21 protein-coding genes and 2 pseudogenes are annotated in these 23,783 nt (G+C 60.7%); 14 read left to right on the forward strand and 9 right to left on the reverse strand.

Annotated features, from left to right (window positions below; translation table 11 throughout):
* Positions 1–25 precede the first annotated feature (25 nt).
* Complete coding sequence (locus JIO00_RS05000) at positions 26–829, reverse strand: IclR family transcriptional regulator (protein ID WP_010463197.1); 804 nt, start codon at positions 827–829, stop codon at positions 26–28.
* 165 nt (positions 830–994) lie between these two features.
* Between JIO00_RS05000 and hmgA the strand changes: the two genes are divergently transcribed.
* From hmgA to maiA, 3 genes are read left to right on the forward strand one after another with little or no spacing between them, the layout of a single operon-like run.
* The gene (gene hmgA / locus JIO00_RS05005) at positions 995–2,299 is read left to right on the forward strand and encodes a homogentisate 1,2-dioxygenase (RefSeq protein ID WP_102594597.1); all 1,305 of its coding nucleotides are present in this window, start codon (positions 995–997) and stop codon (positions 2,297–2,299) included.
* Between the two features lie 3 nt (positions 2,300–2,302).
* Positions 2,303–3,607 carry a fumarylacetoacetase gene (fahA, locus tag JIO00_RS05010; protein WP_083375002.1) on the forward strand — a complete coding sequence of 435 codons (1,305 nt, stop codon included), beginning with the start codon at positions 2,303–2,305 and terminating at the stop codon, positions 3,605–3,607.
* A gap of 12 nt (positions 3,608–3,619) precedes the next feature.
* Positions 3,620–4,255 (forward strand): maleylacetoacetate isomerase, encoded by a 636-nt coding sequence (maiA, locus tag JIO00_RS05015; protein ID WP_102594595.1) that lies wholly within the window; start codon positions 3,620–3,622, stop codon positions 4,253–4,255.
* 115 nt (positions 4,256–4,370) lie between these two features.
* Here the strand turns inward: maiA and JIO00_RS05020 are convergent, their stop codons facing one another.
* Positions 4,371–5,174, reverse strand: coding sequence for a SirB1 family protein (locus JIO00_RS05020; RefSeq protein WP_200667758.1), 804 nt, complete (start codon positions 5,172–5,174; stop codon positions 4,371–4,373).
* A gap of 183 nt (positions 5,175–5,357) precedes the next feature.
* Between JIO00_RS05020 and JIO00_RS05025 the strand changes: the two genes are divergently transcribed.
* On the forward strand, positions 5,358–6,377 hold the full coding sequence (locus tag JIO00_RS05025) for a Glu/Leu/Phe/Val dehydrogenase family protein (RefSeq protein WP_010463187.1): 1,020 nt from the start codon (positions 5,358–5,360) through the stop codon (positions 6,375–6,377).
* Positions 6,378–6,552: 175 nt separating this feature from the next.
* Here JIO00_RS05025 and JIO00_RS05030 read toward each other — a convergent pair.
* Positions 6,553–6,792: pseudogene (locus JIO00_RS05030) on the reverse strand (YebG family protein); the annotation flags it as partial.
* A gap of 355 nt (positions 6,793–7,147) precedes the next feature.
* On the opposite strand from JIO00_RS05030, the gene JIO00_RS05035 reads away from it, so the two are divergent.
* A complete protein-coding gene (locus tag JIO00_RS05035; RefSeq protein WP_077750195.1) occupies positions 7,148–7,648 on the forward strand; it encodes a phosphate-starvation-inducible protein PsiE in 501 nt (166 codons plus the stop codon).
* Here JIO00_RS05035 and JIO00_RS05040 read toward each other — a convergent pair.
* From JIO00_RS05040 to JIO00_RS05050, 3 genes and pseudogenes are all read right to left on the reverse strand, one after another.
* Positions 7,645–7,962 carry a DUF3509 domain-containing protein gene (locus JIO00_RS05040; protein WP_010463182.1) on the reverse strand — a complete coding sequence of 106 codons (318 nt, stop codon included), beginning with the start codon at positions 7,960–7,962 and terminating at the stop codon, positions 7,645–7,647. The genes JIO00_RS05035 and JIO00_RS05040 overlap by 4 nt on opposite strands.
* Before the next feature lie 216 nt (positions 7,963–8,178).
* Positions 8,179–9,479 (reverse strand): annotated as a pseudogene (locus tag JIO00_RS05045) (HAAAP family serine/threonine permease).
* 62 nt (positions 9,480–9,541) lie between these two features.
* Positions 9,542–10,918 carry an L-serine ammonia-lyase gene (locus tag JIO00_RS05050; protein ID WP_077750196.1) on the reverse strand — a complete coding sequence of 459 codons (1,377 nt, stop codon included), beginning with the start codon at positions 10,916–10,918 and terminating at the stop codon, positions 9,542–9,544.
* Positions 10,919–11,053: 135 nt separating this feature from the next.
* Between JIO00_RS05050 and JIO00_RS05055 the strand changes: the two genes are divergently transcribed.
* The 8 genes from JIO00_RS05055 to JIO00_RS05090 all read left to right on the forward strand — a co-directional run bounded on the left by JIO00_RS05055 (position 11,054) and on the right by JIO00_RS05090 (position 19,292).
* Positions 11,054–12,001: a LysR substrate-binding domain-containing protein gene (locus JIO00_RS05055; RefSeq protein ID WP_010463175.1), complete on the forward strand. Its 948-nt coding sequence runs from the start codon at positions 11,054–11,056 to the stop codon at positions 11,999–12,001.
* A gap of 213 nt (positions 12,002–12,214) precedes the next feature.
* On the forward strand, positions 12,215–12,622 hold the full coding sequence (locus tag JIO00_RS05060; RefSeq protein ID WP_010463173.1) for an HPF/RaiA family ribosome-associated protein: 408 nt from the start codon (positions 12,215–12,217) through the stop codon (positions 12,620–12,622).
* A 265-nt stretch (positions 12,623–12,887) separates the two neighbouring features.
* A complete protein-coding gene (locus JIO00_RS05065; RefSeq protein ID WP_010463172.1) occupies positions 12,888–13,193 on the forward strand; it encodes a DUF3649 domain-containing protein in 306 nt (101 codons plus the stop codon).
* On the forward strand, positions 13,190–14,770 hold the full coding sequence (locus tag JIO00_RS05070; protein WP_200667759.1) for a PepSY-associated TM helix domain-containing protein: 1,581 nt from the start codon (positions 13,190–13,192) through the stop codon (positions 14,768–14,770). Before JIO00_RS05065 ends, JIO00_RS05070 begins: the two co-directional genes overlap by 4 nt.
* Positions 14,771–15,094, forward strand: coding sequence for a DUF3325 domain-containing protein (locus JIO00_RS05075; protein ID WP_200667761.1), 324 nt, complete (start codon positions 14,771–14,773; stop codon positions 15,092–15,094). It abuts the gene before it with no gap.
* On the forward strand, positions 15,094–15,657 hold the full coding sequence (locus JIO00_RS05080) for an RNA polymerase sigma factor (protein WP_010463165.1): 564 nt from the start codon (positions 15,094–15,096) through the stop codon (positions 15,655–15,657). The genes JIO00_RS05075 and JIO00_RS05080 overlap by 1 nt, the downstream gene beginning before the upstream one ends.
* Positions 15,654–16,643, forward strand: coding sequence for a FecR family protein (locus tag JIO00_RS05085; RefSeq protein ID WP_172792287.1), 990 nt, complete (start codon positions 15,654–15,656; stop codon positions 16,641–16,643). Before JIO00_RS05080 ends, JIO00_RS05085 begins: the two co-directional genes overlap by 4 nt.
* Positions 16,644–16,862: 219 nt before the next feature.
* Positions 16,863–19,292, forward strand: coding sequence for a TonB-dependent siderophore receptor (locus JIO00_RS05090; RefSeq protein WP_083374968.1), 2,430 nt, complete (start codon positions 16,863–16,865; stop codon positions 19,290–19,292).
* 118 nt (positions 19,293–19,410) lie between these two features.
* Here JIO00_RS05090 and JIO00_RS05095 read toward each other — a convergent pair whose 3' ends face one another.
* Positions 19,411–20,292 carry an AraC family transcriptional regulator gene (locus JIO00_RS05095; protein ID WP_234452939.1) on the reverse strand — a complete coding sequence of 294 codons (882 nt, stop codon included), beginning with the start codon at positions 20,290–20,292 and terminating at the stop codon, positions 19,411–19,413.
* Between the two features lie 292 nt (positions 20,293–20,584).
* Between JIO00_RS05095 and JIO00_RS05100 the strand changes: the two genes are divergently transcribed.
* Positions 20,585–21,487 carry a DMT family transporter gene (locus JIO00_RS05100; protein WP_200667763.1) on the forward strand — a complete coding sequence of 301 codons (903 nt, stop codon included), beginning with the start codon at positions 20,585–20,587 and terminating at the stop codon, positions 21,485–21,487.
* Positions 21,488–21,508: 21 nt separating this feature from the next.
* On the opposite strand, the gene JIO00_RS05105 is transcribed toward JIO00_RS05100, so the two are convergent.
* Entirely contained in the window at positions 21,509–22,018 is a 510-nt protein-coding gene (locus JIO00_RS05105; protein WP_010463155.1) for a DUF2165 family protein, read from the reverse strand.
* Between the two features lie 142 nt (positions 22,019–22,160).
* The gene (locus JIO00_RS05110) at positions 22,161–23,135 is read right to left on the reverse strand and encodes a 2-hydroxyacid dehydrogenase (RefSeq protein WP_083374966.1); all 975 of its coding nucleotides are present in this window, start codon (positions 23,133–23,135) and stop codon (positions 22,161–22,163) included.
* Between the last annotated feature and the right edge of the window lie 648 nt (positions 23,136–23,783).

The raw sequence follows: 23,783 nt of genomic DNA on the forward strand, positions 1-23,783 counted from the left end.
CCAGAGCATAAATGATCGGAGCTGATCAGTTCCGATCTTCAGACATCGGCGGTGTCTCATACCCCATCCGCCAACTCACGGCCCGCGTCGCCGCCAGCAATCGCTGCGCCGCCGGGCCGTTTTCGTCAGCGTGAAACAGTGAGGTCGGGCCGACAATGGTCAAGACCGCCGCCACGTTCCCCACCGCGTTGAATACCGGTGCCGACAAGGCGTCCACCCCCGGCATCAATAACCCATGCACATGATGCAGGCCACGTTCGCGGATCTGTTCGCACAACTGCGCATACGCCTGATCATTCGCCAAGGCGTGGTCGGCAGTGTCTTTCAGTTCCTGATCGCGCAAGTCCACGGTTTCGCGCTTGGGTAGAAACGCGCCAAACACCAGGCCGGTGGACGAGCTGAGCAACGGCAGCACCGAACCCAATTGCGTCACCACCGTCACCGCACGCACCGCCGGTTCGATGTGCACCACGGTCGCGCCCTGATTGCCCCATACCGCCAGAAAGCAGGTTTCGTTCAGTTCATCGCGCAACTCGGCCAAGGGCAGGGCGGCGACTTTCAGCACGTCCATACTGTTGAGGGCGGCGAGGCCGACGCGCAAGGCTTCACGGCCCAGGCCGTAGTGGTTGGTTGCTGCGTTTTGTTCGGCAAAACCGCTGGCGATCAGCGCCTGCAAATAACGATGGACCTTGCTCGCTGGCATCTGCACGTGTTCGGCCAGGCGCGACAATGAGGTCGAGGGCGACAACTCGGCCAGGGCCTTGAGGATGTCGGTACCGACCTCGGCCGAGCGGACTTTCTGCTTATCGTTGTTGCGCGGCGTTTCCATGGAGGCGATGTGATCCCGGGACGAATGGGCGTCTTTATAGCTTGACGGTCAATACCAATCAAATTACGTTATGCGTAATCGAATTACGATAAAAATAACCCTGGCGTGCCGAGACCTCTGCAGCAGAGCGACAGGCCATTGCCTACTCCCTGTTCAGGAGGCTCCATGAACCTCGATTCAACGGCGCCAGCGCTGGCTTATCAGTCAGGCTTCGGCAACGAATTCAGCAGCGAAGCGTTGCCCGGCGCACTGCCCGTCGGCCAGAACTCCCCGCAAAAAGCCCCTTACGGACTCTACACAGAACTGTTCTCCGGCACCGCGTTCACCATGGCCCGCAGCGAAGCGCGACGCACCTGGATGTACCGCATCCAGCCGTCGGCCAATCACCCGGCGTTCGTCAAACTGGAGCGGCAACTGGCCGGTGGTCCGTTGGGGGAAGTGACTCCCAATCGCCTGCGCTGGAACCCGTTGGACATCCCGACCGAGCCGACCGACTTCATCGACGGGCTGGTGAGCATGGCCGCCAACTCGGGCGCGGAAAAACCCGCCGGGATCAGCATCTACAGCTACCGCGCCAACCGTTCCATGGAACGCGTGTTCTTCAATGCCGACGGTGAACTGTTGCTGGTGCCCGAGCAGGGTCGCCTGCGCATCGCCACCGAACTGGGCCTGCTGGACCTGGAGCCGCTGGAAATCGCCGTGCTGCCGCGCGGTCTGAAATTCCGCGTCGAATTGCTTGACCCGCACGCTCGCGGCTACATCGCTGAAAACCACGGCGCACCACTGCGCCTGCCGGATCTGGGGCCGATCGGCAGCAATGGTCTGGCCAACGCGCGAGACTTCCTGACCCCCGTCGCGCATTACGAAAACCTCAAGCAACCGACCACCCTGGTACAGAAATTCCTCGGCCAGTTGTGGGGCTGCGAGCTCGATCATTCACCACTGAACGTGGTCGCCTGGCACGGCAATAACGTGCCTTACAAATACGACCTGCGCCGTTTCAACACCATCGGCACGGTCAGTTTCGATCACCCGGATCCCTCGATCTTCACCGTCCTGACCTCGCCGACCAGCGTCCACGGTCTGGCCAATCTGGACTTCGTGATCTTCCCGCCACGCTGGATGGTGGCCGAGAAAACCTTCCGGCCACCGTGGTTCCACCGCAACCTGATGAACGAATTCATGGGCCTGATCAAGGGCGAGTACGACGCCAAGGCCGAAGGCTTCTTGCCCGGCGGCGCGTCGTTGCACAGTTGCATGAGTGCTCATGGCCCGGATGGCGAAACCTGCACCAAGGCAATCAACGCTGACTTGGCGCCGGCGAAAATCGACAACACCATGGCGTTCATGTTCGAGACCAGCCAGGTGCTGCGCCCGAGCCGTTTCGCCCTGGATTGCCCGCAACTGCAAACCAATTACGACGCCTGCTGGGCCTCGCTGCCCGCCACTTTCGACCCGACCCGGAGATAACCCATGACTCAGACTTCCATCACTCGTAGCTGGGTTTCTTCCGCCAACGGCCACGCTGATTTCCCACTGCAAAACCTGCCGCTGGGCGTGTTCAGCGTAAAAGGTTCGGCACCGCGCAGCGGTGTGGCCATTGGCGAACATATTTTTGATCTGGAAGCGGCACTGGATGCCGGCCTGTTCGACGGCCTGGCAAAAACCGCCGTAGAAGCCACCCGTGGCGGCCAGCTCAATGCGTTTTTCGAATTGGGCCGTGAGGCTCGCGTGGCGCTGCGCGAACGTCTGCTGGACCTGTTCGCTGAAGGCAGCACCCTGCACGGCAAGATCGAAGCCCAAGGCGCAAAACTGCTGCCACTGGCGGCGAATTGCGAGATGCACCTGCCGGCGAAAATCAACGATTACACCGACTTCTACGTCGGCATCGAGCACGCACAGAACGTCGGCAAACTGTTCCGTCCCGACAACCCTTTGCTGCCGAACTACAAGTACGTACCGATTGGTTATCACGGTCGTGCCTCGACCATTCGCCCCTCCGGCACCGACGTTCGCCGCCCGAAAGGCCAGACCTTGCCGGCCGGTCAGACCGAGCCGACCTTCGGCCCGTGCGCACGTCTGGATTACGAGCTGGAACTGGGCATCTGGATCGGCCCGGGCAATGAGATGGGCGACTCGATCGCCATTGGTGATGCGGCCGATCACATTGCCGGTTTCTGCCTGCTCAACGACTGGTCGGCGCGCGACATCCAGGCTTGGGAATACCAGCCGCTGGGGCCGTTCCTGTCAAAAAGCTTTATCACCAGCATCTCGCCGTGGGTAGTGACGGCCGAAGCGCTGGAGCCGTTCCGCCGTGCTCAGCCGGCACGTCCGGAAGGCGATCCACAGCCGCTGCCGTATCTGTTCGACAAGCGAGATCAAGCCGCAGGAGCGTTCGATATCGAGCTGGAAGTGCTGTTGCTCACCGAAGGCCTGCGCGAGCAAAAACTCCCGGCCCATCGCCTGACCCTCAGTAACACCAAACATATGTACTGGACCGTGGCGCAAATGGTCGCGCACCACAGCGTCAACGGCTGCCAGTTGCAGGCCGGTGACCTCTTTGGTTCGGGCACGTTGTCGGGGCCGGAAAGCGGTCAATTCGGCAGCTTGCTGGAAATCACCGAAGGCGGGAAAAAGCCGATCGAGCTGGCGTCGGGCGAGGTGCGCAAATTCCTAGAAGACGGCGACGAAATCATCCTGCGCGCCCGTTGCAGCCGCGACGGTTTTGCCTCCATCGGTTTCGGCGAATGCCGTGGCAAAGTGATCGCGGCGCGCTAAGAGGATCCGGTCATGGAGCTTTATACCTACTACCGTTCGACGTCGTCGTACCGGGTGCGCATCGCGTTGGCGCTCAAGGGCCTGGATTACCAGGCACTGCCGGTCAACCTGATCGCACCGCCAGGTGGCGAGCATCGGCAAGCGCCGTATCTGGCCATCAACCCACAAGGGCGCGTGCCGGCCTTGCGAACCGATGAAGGCGGCCTGTTGATCCAGTCGCCGGCGATCATCGAGTACCTGGAGGAACGTTATCCACAGGTGCCGTTGCTGTCCAAAGACCTGGCCGCGCGCGCTCATGAGCGTGGTGTTGCGGCGGTAATCGGCTGCGACGTGCATCCGCTGCATAACGTCAGCGTGCTCAACAAGCTGCGGCAGTTGGGCCACGATGAACCGCAGGTGGTGGAGTGGATCGGGCACTGGATCAGCCAGGGGCTGGCGACGGTGGAACAGTTGATCGGTGATGACGGTTACTGTTTTGGCAACGAACCGGGCTTGGCGGATGTGTACCTGATCCCGCAGCTCTATGCCGCCGAACGTTTCAATATTTCGCTTGAGGCGTATCCACGGATTCGCCGAGTGGCGGCGTTGGCAGCTACGCATCCGGCGTTCATCAAGGCCCACCCGGCGAACCAGCCAGACACCCCTTAAAGCCCCACGCGCCCCCCCTGTAGGAGCGAGGCTTGCCCGCGAAGAACGATAACGAGGTCGTGCTGACAGACCGAGGCGCCCGGTTCGCGGGCAAGCCTCGCTCCTACAGGGGGCGTTAGTGGACGATTGAGTTGGGCGGCAAATGCCCCAGTCGTTCAGTTAGGCGAATCCGCTGGATCGGGTCATCACTGAGCAGCAGCGCATGCTCCAGGTCGAAACGCTCGGCGTTCGGGCAGTCCAGCCGTTGATAGAGGCTGGCCCGGGCGAGGTAATCGGCGGCGTTGGCGTTGCCCAGTGCCAGCACGCGTTCAGCGTCGATCAAGGCGCCGATGTAGTCATCGTGGGCAAGGTGCAACTGACGCAGATTGCGTGACAGCCGTTGCAGCATCTGCACCGGGTCGGCGCTCAGCATGTGCTCGGCGTTGAGTTGCATGTTCGGGCCGTACTGGCGTTGCAGCAGTTCACGGCAATCATTGGGGTACAAGCGGCGGCCACCGCAGGGGTCCAGCAGATGATCGGCGCCCGGCACCCGCAGCAGGAAATGGCCGGGGAAATTGACCCCGACCAAAGGGATCTCCAGGCGCTTGGCCAACTCCAGTGCGATCAGCCCCAGGGATAACGGCTGGCCGCGCCTGAGTTCCAGCACTTTGTTGAGCAGGGCCACTTGCGGGCGCAACGGGGTGAAATCGTCCTGGGCGAACCCCAGGTCATTCATGCGACGCAGCAGCGGCTGGGCCAGTTCGCTCACCGGCAGCATCGGCAAGCCATGGCTGACCCGCTGTTGCAGGTCTCGGAAGTCTGCCAGCACCTTCTCGGCATCCACCTCTTTGTCATGTTCGGCCGCCATCCACAGCGCGGCCTCGAACAGCGCGGGTGGTGATCGTTGCAGGCAGTCAAAAAAACGTTGGCGCGGCGTCATCGAAATCTCCGGGCAATGACTCGTTTTAGCCCCGTCGCCGGCATTCGTCCAGTACCGCACACATGAGGTCGCAGGTTATGCCCGAAAGCCTGTAATGCAGCGCCGCTTATTCCGGTGCGCTTCTGCAAATTTTGGGCGCAAGCCTATACTGGCGACTACAAGAAGTGATTCGGGAGCCCGACGATGTTCGCTCTCATGCAAAGCACTCGCCTTGAATCGCTGCATCTGAGCGTCGACCCGGTCACCGGGTTGAAGGCGGTCATTGCCATTCATAGCAGCCGCCTGGGGCCTGCCCTGGGGGGATGTCGTTACCTTGCCTATCCCAGCGACGAGTCTGCGGTCGAGGATGCCATTCGCCTGGCGCAGGGAATGAGTTACAAAGCTGCGTTGGCCGGCCTGGCGCAGGGCGGCGGGGTGGCGGTAATTGTTCGACCGGTCCATGTGGAAAACCGCGCGGCGCTGTTCGAAGCCTTCGGCCGCTGCATCAATCAGCTCGACGGGCGCTACATCACGGCGATCGACAGCGGCACCTCGGTGGCGGACATGGATTGCATCGCCCAACAGACCCAACACGTCACCAGCACCACCTCGGCGGGCGACCCCGCGCCACACGCAGCGATGGGGGTGTTCACCGGCATCCGTGCCACCGCCATGGCCCGTCTGGGCAGCGATAACCTCGAAGGCCTGCGAGTGGCCATCCAGGGGCTGGGTAACGTCGGTTATGCCTTGGCCGAACAGCTGCATGCGGCCGGTGCCGAACTGCTGGTCAGCGACATTGATCATGGCAAGGTGCAATTGGCGATGGAGCAATTGGGCGCTCACCCGATCGCCAATGACGCGCTGCTCAGTACACCGTGCGACATTCTCGCGCCCTGCGGCCTGGGCGGTGTGCTCAACAGCCACAGCGTTACGCAACTGCGCTGCTCGGCAGTGGCCGGTTCTGCGAACAATCAGCTAACCCATCTGGAAGTCGCCGATCAACTGGAGCGGCGCGGCATTTTGTATGCGCCGGACTACGTGATCAATTCCGGCGGGCTGATCTACGTTTCACTCAAACACCGTGGCGAAGAGCTCACAACCATTACCGCCCACCTGTCGAAAATCGCCTCGCGGCTGACCGAAGTCTTCGCCCATGCCCAGGCGGAAAAACGCTCTCCGGCACGGGTGGCGGACGAGTTGGCGGAAAAAGTGCTGTACCGCTGAGCCATGCCTTTACTGCAGACATGAAAAAGGCCCTGAGCCATTGGACTCAGGGCCTATTCAATTCGGGCATTGTTTACTTCGGTGTCTTGGCGGCTTTGGCTGGCTTGGTCGGCGCAGCGGCTTCACCCTCTTCGACCGGTTCAACCTTTTCAACCACTTCAACCGGCGCATTCAGCAGTTCGGACAACGCGTCCGGCTGGCTCTTGAATGCCTTGGCAAATACATCGCGATTCTTCGCCATGTAGATCCCGGCTTCTTCCACTTGCTGTTCGGTCAGGGACGGAACGGCTTTCTGCAACACTTCAGCCAGCAATTCAGCCAGTTCGAGCATTTTGTCATGACGGTCAGCTTCGGCTTTATCCATGAACAAGCGCTCCAGATCTCGGCTGCTGCGGTATACCACTTCGACGGCCATTCACCACCTCACATGCCTTCACATTAGTTGTCTGTTTCGACCACTGTATTTATATACAGCGAAAAGGATAAGCGAATCCCTGCGCTTTGGGTAGTGGCTTTTTAATGTAGACCGAAATCAGCATTTTTCAGTTAAACCGTGTTGCTCCCTTCGCGGGCAAGCCTCGCTCCTACAGGTTGATGTGATCTGTAGGAGCGAGGCTTGCCCGCGAAGGGCCCGACGAGACACCAAAAAAGTGCCCCGTGGCAGCCCATCGCCATCTCACCCAACAGCCCCTGGCCTTTTTTCTGCATGCAGAACAACCGTCACGTCAAAACCGCATTATCCGCTCGAACCGAGCTAAGGAAGAATCATCGTGAAAATCAACTGGGCCGAGAACCTGCGGCAGAACGTGCATCAATTGGCAGAGTCTTTGGGCAACCTGTTCGTCGAGACCTTCCATTACCTGGCGCTGTTCGCCATCGGTGCAGTGACCGCGTGGGCGGCGGTGATGGAATTTCTGGGGATGATCGAAGAAGGACACATCAAGATCGATGACATCTTGCTGCTGTTCATCTACCTGGAACTGGGGGCGATGGTCGGGATTTACTTCAAGACCAACCACATGCCGGTACGTTTCCTGATCTACGTGGCGATCACGGCGCTGACGCGGCTGCTGATCTCCAACGTCTCGCACCACAATCCGCCGGACCTGGGGATCATCTACCTGTGCGGCGGGATTCTGCTGTTGGCGTTCGCGATCCTGGTGGTGCGTTACGCTTCGTCGCAATTCCCTTCGGTGAAGATCGAGCACCCGCAACGCAAGATCGGTACGGGTTCCGGTGAGCATCCAGACGTCGAGAAGGGCGAGATTTAAAGGCCCATGGTCGGGCGAGGCCGGGCTTTGGCCAAGGGTGGCGGCAGGTTGCGATTGTCGCCATCGGTCATGGCTTCGAGGATGGCCACGGCGCTGTGGCCCTGTTCAATGGCGATGCCGAACTGAATGCTTTGCACCAGGCGCTTGAGGCGCTTGGGGTCATTGCGCTGTTCGGCGCTGATCATCCGCTTGGCAACCACATGGCCGCTGTTGGAGAGGGTCAGCATGATGCTGCCGTCCAGACCTTGAATGCTCAGGTTGATCTGATAATCCGCTGCAAAGGCATCGGTAATGAGCTGAAAAGGGTTGTCCATGATGCGTCACCGCCTGATTGAACGTGCAGTTGTTGACCGGCCATGATCGGGTTGGTTCGCGTTACCGGACCATCGGCAAGCCGCTCGCTGAGGTTTTCAAAAGTCCTTTTGCCTCGCAGGTGATGTAGCAAGGGCCATGCCGGAAAAATTGTCGAACAATGATCGCGGCCAAAAAAAGGCGGGCACCTTGGCCCGCCTTCTTTTTGCCTGCCCGTTTCAGGGCATGAACGAGTAGATGATCGCAGACAGTGCAATCAAACCGATCAACACCACGAACACGTTCGACACTTGCCCGGAGTACTGGCGCAAGGCCGGCACGCGGCGGATGGCGTACATCGGCATCAGGAACAACAGGCACGCAATGATCGGCCCGCCGAGGGTTTCGATCATGCCGAGGATGCTCGGATTGAACGTCGCCACGGCCCAGCAACAGAGGATCATGAACAGCGCCGTGATGCGGTTCAGCCAGCTCGCCGACATCACCCGGCCACGGCCGCGCAGGCTTTTCACGATCAGGCCCTGAAAGCCTTCGCTGGCGCCGATGTAATGGCCGAGAAAGGACTTGGTGATTGCCACCAGCGCAATCAGCGGCGCGGCATAAGCGATGACCGGGGTCTGGAAGTGGTTGGCCAGGTACGACAGGATCGAGATGTTCTGCGCCTTCGCCGCCGCCAGGTCAGCCGGGGACAGTGCCAGCACGCAGCTGAAGCAGAAGAACATCACCGTCACCACCATCATCGCGTGGGCGATGGCGAGGATGCCGCTGCTCTTGCGTTCGGCCTGTTCGCCGTAACGCTGTTTCTGGTCAACGGCGAAAGCGGAAATGATCGGCGAATGGTTGAACGAGAACACCATCACCGGAATCGCCAGCCACAGGGTTTTGAAGAACAGCGGCAACGGCATGCCTTCGCTTGCGGTGGCGAAGAACGCGCCGTTCCAGTTCGGGATCAGGCTGACGCCGAGCAGCAGCACGCCGCGACGAACGGGTAAACCAACACGCTCATGCATTTGACGATGACGCCCTGGCCGCAGCGCACGATCGCCATCAGACCGAGAATCAACACCAGCGACAGAATCGCTCGCGGTGGGGGGGCGATGTGCAACTGATGCTCCATGAAGCTGCTCAAGGTGTTGGTCAGCGCCACGCTGTACACCAGCAGAATCGGGAAGATCGCGAAGAAATACAGCAGCGTGATCAGCTTGCCTGCACCGATGCCGAAGTGTTCTTCAACGACTTCGGTGATGTCCCCGGAACGGCCGGACAGCACGAAGCGGGTCAGGCCCCGGTGAGCGAAGTAGGTCATGGGGAATGCCAGCACTGCCAGGATCAGCAGTGGCCAGAAGCCACCCACGCCGGCGTTGATTGGCAGGAACAGCGTTCCGGCACCAATCGCCGTGCCATAGAGGCCGAGCATCCAGGTGGTGTCGTGTTTGCTCCAGCCCTTGTGGGTTATTTCGCTATTGCGTGTCAGGTCTACAGCGGGATTTTCGGCAGCAGGTGTACGTACATCGGTCATCGTTTGGCCTCGTTATTGTTCTTGCTCGGGCTCACGTGTTGCAGGCGGTCAGGGAATGCTCCTCAGCACTCCACCCAGCTCACTGCCAGGCCGCCCCGTGAAGTCTCTTTGTATTTGTCATGCATGTCGGCGCCGGTATCGCGCATGGTGCGGATCACCCGGTCCAGGGAAATGAAGTGTTTGCCGTCGCCGCGCAGGGCCATTTGCGTGGCATTGATGGCCTTCACCGCCGCGATGGCGTTGCGCTCGATGCACGGCACTTGCACCAGGCCGCCGACCGGATCGCAGGTCAGGCCGAGGTTGTGTTCCAGGCCGATTTCGGCGGCATTTTCCAGTTGCTCGGGCGTGGCGCCGAGCACGTCGGCCAGGCCGGCGGCGGCCATGGCGCAGGCGGAACCGACTTCACCCTGGCAGCCGACTTCGGCACCGGAGATCGACGCGTTTTTCTTGCAGAGAATGCCTACGGCCGCCGCGGCCAAAAAGAAGGCGACCACGTCATCGTCCGACGCGTCCGGGTTGAATTTCATGTAGTAGTGCAACACCGCCGGAATGATCCCTGCTGCGCCGTTGGTCGGTGCCGTGACCATGCGCCCGCCCGCCGCGTTTTCTTCGTTCACGGCGAGGGCGAACAGGTTCACCCACTCCATGGCCGACAGCGTGGAGGTGATGACATTCGGTTTGCCGATTTCCAGCAGGCTGCGGTGCAGTTTCGCCGCGCGGCGCGGAACATTCAGACCACCGGGCAGGATGCCTTCGTGACGCATGCCTTGCTCGACGCACTCACGCATCACCGACCAGATGTGCAGCAAGCCCTGACGGATCTCGGCTTCGCTGCGCCAGGCCAGTTCGTTGGCCATCATCAACTCGGAAACCCGCAAGCCGTGCTGGTTGCAGAGCTTGAGCAATTCGGCGGCGCTGGAGAAATCGTAGGGCAGCACCACATCGCTGGCCGGCGCAATGCCGGACTCGGCTTCCGCCGCTTCGATGATGAAACCGCCGCCGATCGAGTAGTACGTTTGCTCCGACAGCTCACCGGTTTCGCCGAAGGCTGTCAGCGACATGGCGTTGGGGTGGTAGGGCAGACTCTCATCGAGCAGCAGGAGATCGCGTTGCCAGTTGAAGGCAATGGTCTTGTTGCCGGCCAGAGTCAGTTCGCCGGTTTCGCGCAAGGTCTGGATTCGGCTGTCGATGGTGGTCGGATCGATGCTGTCCGGCCATTCGCCCATCAGGCCCATCACGCAGGCGCGGTCGGTCGCGTGGCCGACGCCGGTGGCGGAAAGGGAGCCGTACAGACGAATTTCTACCCGACGGACGGCGTCGAGCAAATTCTGGTCAATCAGTGCCTGGGCGAAGGTCGCGGCGGCGCGCATCGGGCCGACGGTGTGGGAACTGGACGGACCGATGCCGACTTTGAAGAGATCGAAAACACTGATAGCCATGCTAAAGCCTATACAAGCAATGGAAGAGAAATCGCTGCCATTTTTGTAGGACAAGCGCAATGTCGGCGATACTGCCGACCTCGGTCCTACATGACCAACGAAACTTCCTAAGACAGCCTTTAGCAGGACTAAACAATGAGTCGCCAATTGCACGCCCAGACTTACGTCTGGCTGCACGTGTTTTCCTGTGCCGCACGGCACTTGTCGTTCACCCGCTGCGCCGAAGAGCTGCACATCACGCCGGGTGCGGTCAGTCAGCAAATCCGCCAACTGGAAGAGCGGCTGGGCTTTCGCTTGTTTCACCGTCGTGCGCGCGGCGTGGAATTGAGCGCCGAGGGCCAGCGACTGGCCATCACCGTCAACGAGGCTTACGGCAGCATCGATGCGGAATTGCGACGACTGGACGCCGGAATGATCAGCGGAATTCTGCGGGTGCGTTCGATTCCATCGTTCCTGAGCAAGTGGCTGACCCCGCGCCTGCCACGTTTGCAGCAGCGCTTTCCGGACATTCAATTGCGCCTGGTGGCCGAGGACAGCAGCGTGCCGTTGCATGAAGGGGACTTCGACCTGGCGATCGACCTGAATGACGGCAGTTATCCCGGGTTGTTGTCCACAACCTTGCTCGACGAGCAGATCTTCCCGGTCTGCGCCCCGAGCCTGCTACGTGGCCGACCACCGCTGCATGGCCCGGCGGGCCTGGTGCACTTTCCGTTGCTGCACGACATCACCGCCTGGCGCGGCAGTTACGAGTACGCGGAATGGGAGTTCTACCTCAATGCCATCGGCTTCGAAGGCGCGGACGTGCGGCGCGGGCATACCTTCAATCGTAATCACCTGACCATCGAAGCGGCGATAGCCGGCATGGGCGTGGCGATTGCGCGGCGCACGTTGCTTAACGATGAACTGGAGCGGGGGACGTTGATTGTGCCGTTCGGGCTGGCGGTGCCCAATCACAAACGCTACGTGCTGCTGTATGCGCCAGGGGCGCTGAGCCATCCGGGCGTGCGTGCGGTGCATGACTGGCTGGTAGAAGAGGCGGGGATTTTCCGCAGTCTGCACCCCCTGGCGGAGCGACAGATGTGAGCAATTGTGACTGGGGAGAGAGGCGACCCAACTCCCGACCTTAACAGCGCTTTTGGTGGTTGTCCGACTTTTTTTGCGAATCCATATTTATCTTTTTTTAGGGGTTGAAATGTTCTTCGCGCAGACCGATTGTGTAAGTAAGAGGTCACGGTGATGACGCCCAAGGGCCAGCCGATGCGCCTCTCGCGAGCTAGCTGAAATAAGGGATGAACTATGCAAATCCAAGTCAACAGTGATAACCATATTCAAAGCAGCATCCGACTGGAGGAGTGGGTACGTACTACCATTGAGAGCACGCTCGAACGTTATGAAGAGGACCTGACACGCGTCGAGGTCCATCTGCGGGACGAGAATGGCGACAAGCCAGGTCCCCATGACATGCGCTGCCAACTGGAAGCGCGGCCAAAAGGCCACCAACCGATTTCTGTCACTCATAAAGCCGACACCCTGGAGCAAGCAATCGACGGTGCGGCGGAAAAACTCGAACATGCGCTTGAGCATCTGTTCGGCAAACTGCGGGGCAAACCACGTGCCGCTTTGGTGCCGTTCGAAAGACCCACTGCCGATGCGCTGCTGGAAGATGAATTTCTCGAGAACGAACAGGCTGCGCAAAACGGCTGAAGCTTGATCCACATTTAACCTTTCCGCTCTCCACCCTTAAAAACGGGCCTGCACATGCAGGCCCGTTTTCGTTTTGCCGATCAATCAACTGATCGTTCCCGAGCCCGCGGATCAGCGGCTCGGCACCCCTCGCATCGCAATCGGACTGTCCGGAACAGTCGATCTCATAGGAACTCTTTTGCGTATGAGAATATTTATCATTAATATTGCGGTCTTGTTGGCCCCATGACTTTCATGCGGCCTCACCTGGTTTCAAGGTCGAACCATGAAAGGCAAAACCCGCACGCTCCCCGTTCCTTATCGATTGGCCGTCACTTCCCGAGTGCTGGCCGCGGTGTTGGGCGGCTATATCGTCGCAGCGCTGGCCAGTGTCAGCTTGAGCTCATGGTTGCCGATGGCCCGGGCCGAAGCGGTGGTGACCGGGATGATGAGCTCTTTTCTGGCCTACCTGATCGCGGTGCTCTGGTGTTTTGCCTGTCGCAGTGCCTGGCGAGCCTGGTTCGGATTGATTGTGGCGAGCCTGCTGCTGGCGGCGGTGTCGGGGTTGGCTAATTGGATGGGCCACGCATGAAAGAGGGATTTCGTCAGGCGATGGCCTGGTTGCACACCTGGGCCGGGTTGACCTTCGGCTGGTTGTTGTTCGCGATTTTCCTGACCGGCACGCTCGCCTATTTCAAGGACGAGATCAGTCACTGGATGCAGCCCGAGATACCGGCGCGTGCGGTGACCTCCGAAGCCAGTCTGACGCTGGCGCAAAACTACCTCCAGCAACACGCGGCCGGCGCCTCGCGCTGGTTGATCGACCTGCCGAGTGCCCGGGAACCGGGTCTGTCAGTGCGCTGGCAACAGACCCCTGCCAAGCCCGGCGAGCGCGGGCAATTCACCGAGAAACTGCTCGACGCGCAAACCGGCAGCGAAGTGCAGGGCCGCGAATCGATGGGCGGCGATTTCTTCTATCGCTTCCACTTCCAGCTGCAAATGCCCTATCCGTGGGGCCGCTGGTTGTCGACCATCGCGGCCATGGTGATGTTCATCGGTTTGATCACCGGGATCATCACCCACAAGAAAATCTTCAAGGACTTCTTCACCTTCCGCCCGCGCAAAGGCCAGCGTTCCTGGCTGGACGGGCACAACGCGGTGGGCGTTCTGGTGTTGCCGTTTCACCTGATGATCACCTACAGCAGCCTGGTGATTTTCATGGCTATGGTGATGCCGGCGAGCATCCTGGCTTCGTACAAAGGCGATCCCCGCGCGTTTTACGCGGAGGTATTCCCGGCCTCCGGCACGCCCGAACTGGCCGGCAAACCGGCGGAACTGGCACCGATGGCGCCGTTGCTGGAGCGGGCGCGCGCGCAGTGGTCGGGCGGCCGGGCGGAACGGCTGACGGTGAACAATCCGGGGGATGCGAATGCTTCGATTGTCGTCTCAAGGGATGATGCAGACCGCGTGATTTATGACGCCAGCAGCGCGGTGACCTTCCACGGCGTGACCGGCCAGCAACTCAGCGCCACGCCACAGCAACCGGTGCCGATGGCCATCGCCGGCAGTTTCTATGGCTTGCACATGGGCCATTTCGCGAGCCCCGTGCTGCGCTGGCTGTACTTCATCTGCGGGTTGGCGAGCACGGCGATGATCGGAACCGGTCTGGTGATCTGGCTCGGCAAGCGTCAGCTCAAACATGTGAAAAGCGGCGTAATGCCCTTCGAACTGCGGCTGGTGGAAGTGCTGAACATTGCCAGCATGTCCGGGCTGGTGGTCGCGGTGGCGGCATTTTTCTGGGCCAATCGGTTGCTGCCGGTGGAGATGGCCACCCGGGCGGAGTGGGAAGTGAACAGCTTCTTCATCGTCTGGGGCTTGAGCGTGGTTCACGCAGTGTTCCGTTGTGGTCGCGCGGCATGGATCGAGCAATTGGCGTTGGCCGCGATGCTGTTCTGCGGGGTGCCGCTGTTGAACGCGCTGACCACGCCGTATCACTTGGGCGTGACGCTGGCTCAAGGTGACTGGACGCTCGCCGGGTTCGATCTGACCTGCCTGGGCAGTGGCCTGTTCCTGGCCTGGGCTGCCTGGAAAATGCAGCACACCCGGCAGACCGTTCGCGTCGCCAAAGAACGCGCCCGATTGATCATGCTTGAGCAAAAGGTGAACTGAATGCTGTTGGCCCTGCTGCTCTGCTACGGCGGTTTCACCGCGCTGTGTTTATCCATGGATCGGCATCACGGCGAACTGCTGGGGTGCCAGCCGTCTGCCCGGCGACGCAAAACGTTCAAGCTGGGCGGCTGGTTGCTGCTGGCAGTTTCGTTATGGGCGGCGGTGGCGAAAACCGGTTGGGGGCTCGGGTTGGTGGAGTGGTTTGCGGTGTTGATGCTCAGCGCCTTGATGCTGGTGTTGTTGATGCCTTATCGCCCGCGACTGGCCCTGGCGTTGGCTGGGTTGAGCCTGCTTGCCAGTCCCGTCGCAGTGTTTGCGCAGTGATGACCAGCGATCCCCCGGAATCCCGCGACGACGAATATCGCGGCGCCCGTGCGCATTTCCTTCAGGTGTTCCTGTCCCAGCGTTCGCAGATGGAAGCGCTGGTGAGCCGGCGTGTCGGCTGCCGCGCGACCGCCGCCGATCTGGTGCAGGACTTGTTTCTGCGTTTCTGGCGGCGTCCGCTGGTGCAGGTCGAGGAACTCAGCACTTACCTGCTGCGTTGCGCCGGCAACATCGCCATCGACCATTTGCGCAGCGAAGGCACGCGGGTGCGGGTCAACGAAGGCTGGATGCCGGATCAACCGGACAGCCAGGGCAGCGAACCACAAGCGGCGCTGGAGGCGGGCAACGACCTGCGTCACGTCGAAGCGGCGTTGCGCGCATTGCCGGAACGTACCCGGCAAATCTTTCTGCTCAACCGCATCCATGGCCGCAAATACGCGGAGATCGCCAAGGCCATGGGCCTGTCCCAAAGCGCCGTGGAAAAACATATGATGCGCGCCCTCGATGCCTGCAAGGCCAGTTTGCGGGAACCGCCAACGCGCACGCCAGGGAAAGCACCGTGAATCAACTCGACCGCGTCACCCCGACGCCCGCTCAAGAGCAGGCTGCACTCGCCTGGCTGAGCCTGTTGCACGACCAACCGAGCAGCGGCGATCAACTCACTTTCAGCCGCTGGCTCCAGGCCGATCCCGCCCACGCCGAGGCTTATGCCCAGGCGCAAGTGCTGTGGGAGTTGAGCGAAATGCCCGCACGAACCCTGGCCGATGAGGACGCTTTCGCCTTGCAGGGTTACCTCAATGCGATGAACCGATCCCGACGCACCGGCGTGCGGCGCTGGTCTGGCGCGCTGGCCATGGCCGCGTGCCTGGTGCTGATGATCGGCATCGGCGCGGGTTGGCAGCCGATGCGCTGGATCGATGATCTGGGGGCGGACTATGTGTCTGCGCCAGGTGAAATTCGCACCGTGACGCTGGCCGATCAGTCGCAAGTGACGCTGGACGCCGACAGCGCCATTGCCGTGGATTTCAGTGGCGGCGAGCGCCACGTTCAGCTGCGTCGCGGTGCCGGATTCTTCAGCGTGACCCACACGGGCGATCCGTTTGTGGTCGACGCTGAAAAGGGCCAGGCCCGGGTGCTCGGCACTCAGTTCGAAGTACGTTTGCAGCCCCATGGTGCGCAGGTCACGGTCCTGTCAGGACGGGTCGGCGTGACAGCGGACAGGCACGCCGAGCAGCAGATTCTGACCGCTGGCCAGCAAGTGGCGTATGGCGAAGGTTCGGCGCAAAAGCTGCGTGTGGTTGACAGTGAAGCGCAACTGGCCTGGCGTCAGGGTTGGCTCAATTACTACAAGGTCACCCTGGCCGATGTGGTGCAGGATCTGGGGCGTTATTACCCGGGGCGGATTGTGCTGCTCAACGATGAACTGGCCGCGCGGCGGGTCAGTGGCAGTTTTCCGAGCAAGGATCCGCAGGCGGTGTTGGGTTCGTTGCAGGGCGTTTTGGGGTTTGAGCAGACCAAGGTGATGGGGCATCTGATTATTTTGCGGTGAGGCTGCCGGCCCCATCGCGGGCAAGCCCGCCCCCCTACAGGTTCGCGCGATCCTTGTAGGAGCGAGGCTTGCCCGCGAAGGCGTCAGGCTTAACGCCACATCACCCCGCAAAAAAATTATTTTTCAAAATTATGATGAGGTAAACCCAACCCCCATCCGTGTAGTGACTGAAACTGCGAGTCATTCGCATCCCGTAGGTTCTACACAGGTCAATGAGCAATGAAGTCCAGGGCAAAACCGGGTTCGGTCAAACAGTGGTTGGGTGCTTCTGCACTGAGTATGTCGGCGTTGGCCTTGCTGCCTTCGAGCGTCGCATCGGCCGCTGAGGCGGGCAATACGCAGCCGCTTACGCCGTTCAGCTTCGCCATCGCTGCCAAACCGCTGCCCCAGGCCTTGAGCGACTTCAGCCGCGTCACCGGAATCAGCGTGGTCTACACCGATGAAGCGCCTTACGGGCTCACCGCCCCGGCGGTCAATGGCCCGTTGAGCGCCGAGCAGGCCCTGCAGCGTTTACTCAGCGGTTCGGGCCTCACCTTCCGCCGTAGCGATGCTCACACCCTGGTGCTTGAACCGCTGCCCAGCGCCGGCACATTGAATCTGGGCACCACCACCATCAACTCGGTGGCCGATCAGTCCATGAGCTATCAGCCGCCGCCCACCAGCTCGGTGATGCGCTCGTCGGCCTTGCTCCAGGACATCCCGCAGACCGTCAACGTCATTCCGGCCCAGGTCATTCGCGATCAGGCGCCGCGCAATCTGGATGATGCGCTGGCCAACGTCAGCGGCATCACTCAGGGCAACACGCTGGCGAGCACCCAGGACTCGGTGATGACCCGCGGTTTCGGCGACAACCGCAACGGCTCGATCATGCGCGACGGCATGCCGATCGTGCAGGGCCGCGGCATGAATGCGACCGTGGACCGGGTCGAAGTCCTCAAGGGACCGGCCTCGCTGCTGTACGGCATCCAGGACCCGGGCGGCGTGGTCAACATGGTCAGCAAGAAACCCGAGCTTGAGCAATACAACGCCCTGACACTGCGCGGTTCGACCTACGGCGACGGTAAAAACGGCAGCGGCGGTGGCCTCGACAGCACCGGCGCACTGGGTGATTCCGGCTTTGCTTACCGTATGGTGCTGGACCACGAAGACGAAGATTACTGGCGCAACTTCGGCACCCACCGCGATACGCTGGTGGCGCCGTCGCTGGCGTGGTTCGGCGAAAGCACCACGCTGTTGTTTTCCTACGAACACCGCGAGTTCCTGACCCCGTTCGACCGCGGCACGGTCATCGATCCGCGCACCAACCATCCGTTGGACATCTCGCGCAATGAACGCCTGGACGAGCCCTTCAACAACATGGAAGGCCGCTCGGACCTTTACCACTTCGAGGCCGATCACGAGCTCAACGACAATTGGAACGCTCATTTCGGCTACAGCTGGAACCGTGAAACCTACGACGCCAGCCAGGTGCGCGTCACCGCCATCGACACCCGACGCGGCACGCTGACCCGCAGCATGGACGGCACTCAAAACGCGATCAGCACCGACCGTTTCACCACCGCCAGCCTCGAAGGCAAGGTGAACGTGTTGGGTATGCAACACGACCTGGTGTTCGGCATCGATGACGAATACCGCAAGATCTACCGCGAAGACCTGATCCGCCAGAAAAGCCTGAGCACCTTCAGCTACGTCAACCCGGTCTATGGCCGCGAAGTCGCCGGCACCACGGTCAGCCCGGCGGACAGTGCGCAGACCGATGAACTGCGCAGCGATTCGATCTTCCTGCAGGACTCGATCCACCTCACCGATCAATGGATTTTCGTCGCAGGCGCACGCTTCCAGGAATACGACCAATACGCCGGCAAAGGCGTGCCGTTCCAGGCCAACACCGACAGCAACGGTCAGAAATGGGTGCCGCGCGCCGGTCTGGTCTATCGGTTCACCGATGAACTGTCGTTCTACGGCAGCTACACCGAATCGTTCAAACCCAACTCAACCATCGCGCCGTTGAGCGGCAGCAGCACCGTGCTCGACGGCAGCGTCGCGCCGGAAGAAGCCAAGTCGTGGGAAATCGGCGCCAAGCTCGACATGCCAGGGCGCGTGACCGGCAACGTCGCGCTGTTCGACATCAAGAAACGCAACGTGCTGGTGGCCAACTCCGAAGGCCCGGTGACGATTTACAGCGCCGCCGGCGAGGTACGCTCCCGGGGTCTTGAAGTGGATTTGAGCGGCCAGCTCAGCGACCGCTGGAGCCTGATCGGCAGCTATGCCTACACCGATGCCGAGGTCACCGAAGACCCGACCTACAAGGGCAAAAAACTGCAAAACGTCGCGAAGAACAGCGGCTCGCTGTCGGCGGTCTACGACTTCGGCACCATTGTGGGCGGCGATCAACTGCGGGTCGGCGCGGGCGCGCGGTATGTTGGCGAGCGGGCGGGTAACGCGGTCAACGATTTCGACCTGCCGAGCTACACCGTGGCCGATGCGTTCGCGACCTACGACACCAAAGTCGAAGGGCAGAAGGTCAAGTTTCAGCTCAACGTGAAGAACCTGTTTGACCGCACCTACTACACCTCGGCGGCGAGCCGGTTCTTTGTGTCGATGGGGGATTCGCGGCAGATCTCGTTGTCCAGCACACTGGAATTCTGATCGCAGACCGCGTAATCGTTCTTCGCGGGCAAGCCTCGCTCCTACACGTTTTACGTTGTCCTTGTAGGAGCGAGGCTTGCCCGCGAAGACGGCATGACGGGCGCTGCAAATGTCGGGACTAACGCAAAAACGCCTGCCGATACTCGCCGGGCGTTCCACCCAAAACCTGCCGAAACCGATTGGTGAAATGGCTCGCACTGGCAAAGCCGCACGCCAATGCAATCTCTCCCAAAGGCTGCGATGTCGAACGCAACAACTCCCGCGCCCGGCCCAGTCTGCGCGCCAACACATACTGATGCGGCGGTAAGCCAAAGCTCTCCCGAAACATCCTCGCAAAGTGATATTCCGACAGCGTACACAACGCCGCCAATTGCCCCAGGCTGATCGCCTCGGCCAATTGATTGTCGATGAACTCCACCAACTGCCGCCGCTGGTGCGCCGCCAATCCGCCTTTTAACCGCAAGCCCTCACGCATCCCGACCTGGCCGAGCAACACGTGGCTGAGCATTTCGTGAGCCAGGCTGCTGGTGAGCAGGCGCTCGCCGGGTTCGTCCCAGCTGAGGGTGAGCATCTGCCGAAAGCGTCGGGCCTGCGCTGGATCGTCAAGGAAAGTGGCTTCGCGCAATTGCAGTTCGCGAGGCTCGCGGTCCAGCAGCGTGACGCAGCCGAGGGCGAATTGTTCGGGGCTGAAATACACATGGGCGAGGCGAATGTCGCCGTTGATCACCCAGCCCGACTGATGCTCGGCCGGCAGGATGCACAGCTTGTCCGGGCCGCCCTTGGTGCCGGGCTGATCGCGGCGGAACGTGCCGGTGCCGCCGGCGATGTAGCACGACAGTGTGTGGTGGCTCGGCGCTTCGTAATCCTGGGCGTCGTGATGGTTGCTCCACAAGGCTGCAGCCATGCCGTCACCGAGCTCGGCGCTTTGCTCCAGACGAGCATTGGGCGAGCGGTTGAGGGCTTGAAAGACTTGCAGGGTATCAAGTGTCCTGTCTCTCAAATATTGTTCCTTTGTGACGGTGCCTGTTGCCGCCATGCTGCGTTGCCGCTCCTCGCCATAGCGGGCCATGACTCGTCGCGGCGCCTTGCCTGACAGCAACAGCCCCTCGTCACAAGAGGAACGTATTTGAGAGGCAGGACACTCGTGCGGGCATGATCGCTTCTCTCCGACGCCTTGCATCCTACTCCGTAGGCCCTGTGCTGCCAGCCTCTGCCACGACAAAAGCGCAAGTTTATGCAAGTGCGCCCACGCTGGGCGCAGGACACTGAGTTCCTATTGAGGAGCCTTAGTCATGAACCTTTCGCTGTATTTATTGACCGTGCTGATCTGGGGCACCACCTGGATTGCCTTGAAATGGCAGTTGGGTGTGGTGGCCATTCCCGTGTCGATCGTTTATCGCTTCGGCCTCGCGGCACTGGTGCTGTTCGTCCTGTTGCTGCTCAGCCGGCGCCTGCAAGTGATGAACCGTCGCGGGCATTTGATCTGTCTGGCACAGGGCTTGTGCCTGTTCTGCATCAATTTCATGTGTTTCCTGACGGCCAGTCAGTGGATTCCCAGCGGGCTGGTCGCCGTGGTGTTTTCCACGGCCACGTTGTGGAACGCACTCAATGCACGGGTGTTCTTCGGCCAGAAAATCGCCCGCAACGTTTTGATGGGCGGTGCGCTGGGCTTGGCCGGGCTTGGCCTGTTGTTCTGGCCTGAGTTGGCCGGCCACACCGCCAGCCCGGAAACCTTGCTCGGCCTGGGCCTGGCATTGCTCGGCACCCTGTGTTTCTCGGCCGGGAACATGCTCTCGAGCCTGCAACAGAAGGCCGGTTTGAAGCCGTTGACCACTAACGCCTGGGGCATGGCGTATGGCGCCGCGATGTTGTCGGTGTGGTGTCTGGTCAGGGGCATTCCGTTCGACATGGAATGGAACGCGCGTTATATCGGCTCGCTGCTGTACCTGGTGATTCCGGGTTCGGTCATCGGCTTCACCGCGTACTTGACGCTGGTCGGGCGTATGGGCCCGGAGCGAGCGGCCTATTGCACCGTGCTGTTCCCGGTCGTGGCGCTGAATGTCTCGGCGTTTGCCGAAGGCTATCAATGGACCGCGCCAGCATTGGTGGGGCTAGTGTTGGTGATGCTTGGCAACGTACTGGTGTTCCGCAAACCCAAGGCGCCGATAGCGCAAGGCAATGGCAAACTCGCCTGAATACGTCGGGGCCGAGTGCGCTTAACGCTCGGTCCGGAGTGCGACGAATATCAGCAGCGGAAGTATGAAGTCGACAATATGCCGGGCCCAGTCCTTGGCATTCCAGGTTTGTGATTCGTCCATGTTGAACCATTCAACGCCGATCACTTGCAGGCAAACGTAGTAGACAAATATGGCGATCAATAATCCGATGATTGAAAACTTCTTGGCCTCATGGAATTCCTCGGCCGGCGCATTCCTGTAATGGAAAAGGTAATAGGCACCAATCAGGCAGAAGGCCGTATAGATCACTTCAAGTGTAATGATGAACCAATAGATTCGGTGGTGGAGCATGGGTGAGGTGATTGCCCGGTAGTTCAGGTTGATGTTTTCCCGGGTGGTGTCCATGCTCAGAATATGACTGACGTACTCATAGTTGGATGCGTAGTCGGTGAAGTTGCTGTACATCACCAGCAGGCCAAAAAAGCTTATATAAGTCATTAGTGCCAGCTTGCTGTATCTGATGATCTTGTCGGTAGTAATACTGTTCAAGGCTAGAGTGCTCCATCACTGTTTTCCGTGGGTCGGATAAGTGGTGGTGAGTGTATAGCGCTTGAACTATTTTAGTGGGCTGACTGAATTGCAAGTTATGTAAGGAGCGGGCAGAGACTTTATAAGTCTCTGCCCGTTTTAGTTAGCCTTTCCACACTTGCGGGTTGACCAGGTCTTGCGGGCGCTCGCCCAGCAGTGCGCTGCGCAGGTTAGCCAACGCACGGTTGGCCATGGCCTCGCGGGTTTCATGGGTGGCGGAGCCGATGTGCGGCAACGTCACCGCGTTTTTCAGCTGGAACAACGGCGACTCGGCCAATGGTTCTTTCTCGTAGACGTCCAGCCCGGCGCCGCGAATGCGGTTGTTTTGCAGCGCTTCGATCAGGGCGGGCTCATCCACGACCGGACCGCGCGCGATGTTGACCAGGATGGCGCTCGGCTTCATCAGGGCCAGTTCGCGGTGGCTGATCAAGTGCCGGGTTTTCTCGCTGAGCGGTACCACCAGGCAAACGAAATCGGCTTCGGCCAGCAGTTCGTCAAGGCTGCGAAATTGCGCGCCGAGTTCTTGCTCCAGCTGAGTCTTGCGGCTGTTGCCGCTGTAGAGGATCGGCATGTTGAAGCCCAGTCGCCCGCGACGGGCAATGGCCGCACCGATGTTGCCCATGCCGACGATGCCCAGGGTTTTGCCGTGTACATCGCAGCCAAACAGCGGTGCGCCGACGGTGGCTTGCCATTGTCCGGCCTTGGTCCAGGCATCGAGCTCGGCGACGCGGCGGGCGCTGCTCATGAGCAGGGCGAAGGCCAGGTCGGCGGTGCTTTCGGTGAGGACATCCGGCGTGTTGGTCAGCATGATCCCGCGTTCGTTGAAGTAGGCGACGTCGTAGTTGTCGTAGCCGACGGAGACGCTGGAGACGACTTCGAGTCTGGCGGCGTTTTCCAGTTGTGCGCGGCCAAGTTTGCGGCCGACACCGATCAGGCCGTGGGCGTGGGGCAGCGCTTCGTTGAACTGGGCGTTGATGTCGCCGTTTTTCGGGTTGGGGACGATGACGTCGAAGTCTTGCTGGAGGCGCTCGACCATTTCCGGGGTGACGCGGCTGAAGGCGAGGACGGTCTTTTTCATGGGAGGAGGGCTCGTCGGGGCTTGGTGAATGCCAAGCACGCTAACATTCTTCCCCGTTGTTGCGCGAGTCCGCGGATTGCCCGGGAGTTTCTGTGGGCGCTGGCCTGTCAGCGATGGCGGCCTTCGGGCCGACCATGTTGTGGTTGACCGGGTACATATCCATTCCTGCGGTTACGGCGGCTGGCGGTTTCGCCCTTACGGCGACTCACTTTTTTTTCAAACGCCAAAAAAAAGTAAGCAAAAAAAGGCTCGCCCCAAACGTCCGGCCCCTCGCCTGGGCTCGGCGTTCCTTCGCTCCGGTATCCATCCGGGGACACTGCCCTCCGGTCTGCTTCGCGACGACCTACATGCAGCGTGTTCGACTGCGTCGAACGGCGCTGCGCGCCACTCCCCGGATGAACACCTCCACTCAGCCTCCCGACGGGGCGGGTGGATCAAGATCAAGAGCTGCAGGCGAGCTAACGCTCGGCCTGATGAGTGGTGAGAATCAAAAGCTGTACGCTGAGTTCTTGTAGGAGCGAGGCTTGCCCGCGAAGGCGGCCTGACAGCCGACCAATCTTTTTTGCAGGTACCCACCAATCCATTGTGGGAGCGAGCCTGCTCGCGAAGGCTGTTTAACATTCGACATTGAAGTCGTCTGACTCACCG

This window comes from Pseudomonas sp. SW-3 (assembly GCF_016615645.1).
GTDB classification, from domain to species: Bacteria; Pseudomonadota; Gammaproteobacteria; order Pseudomonadales; family Pseudomonadaceae; genus Aquipseudomonas; species Aquipseudomonas mandelii.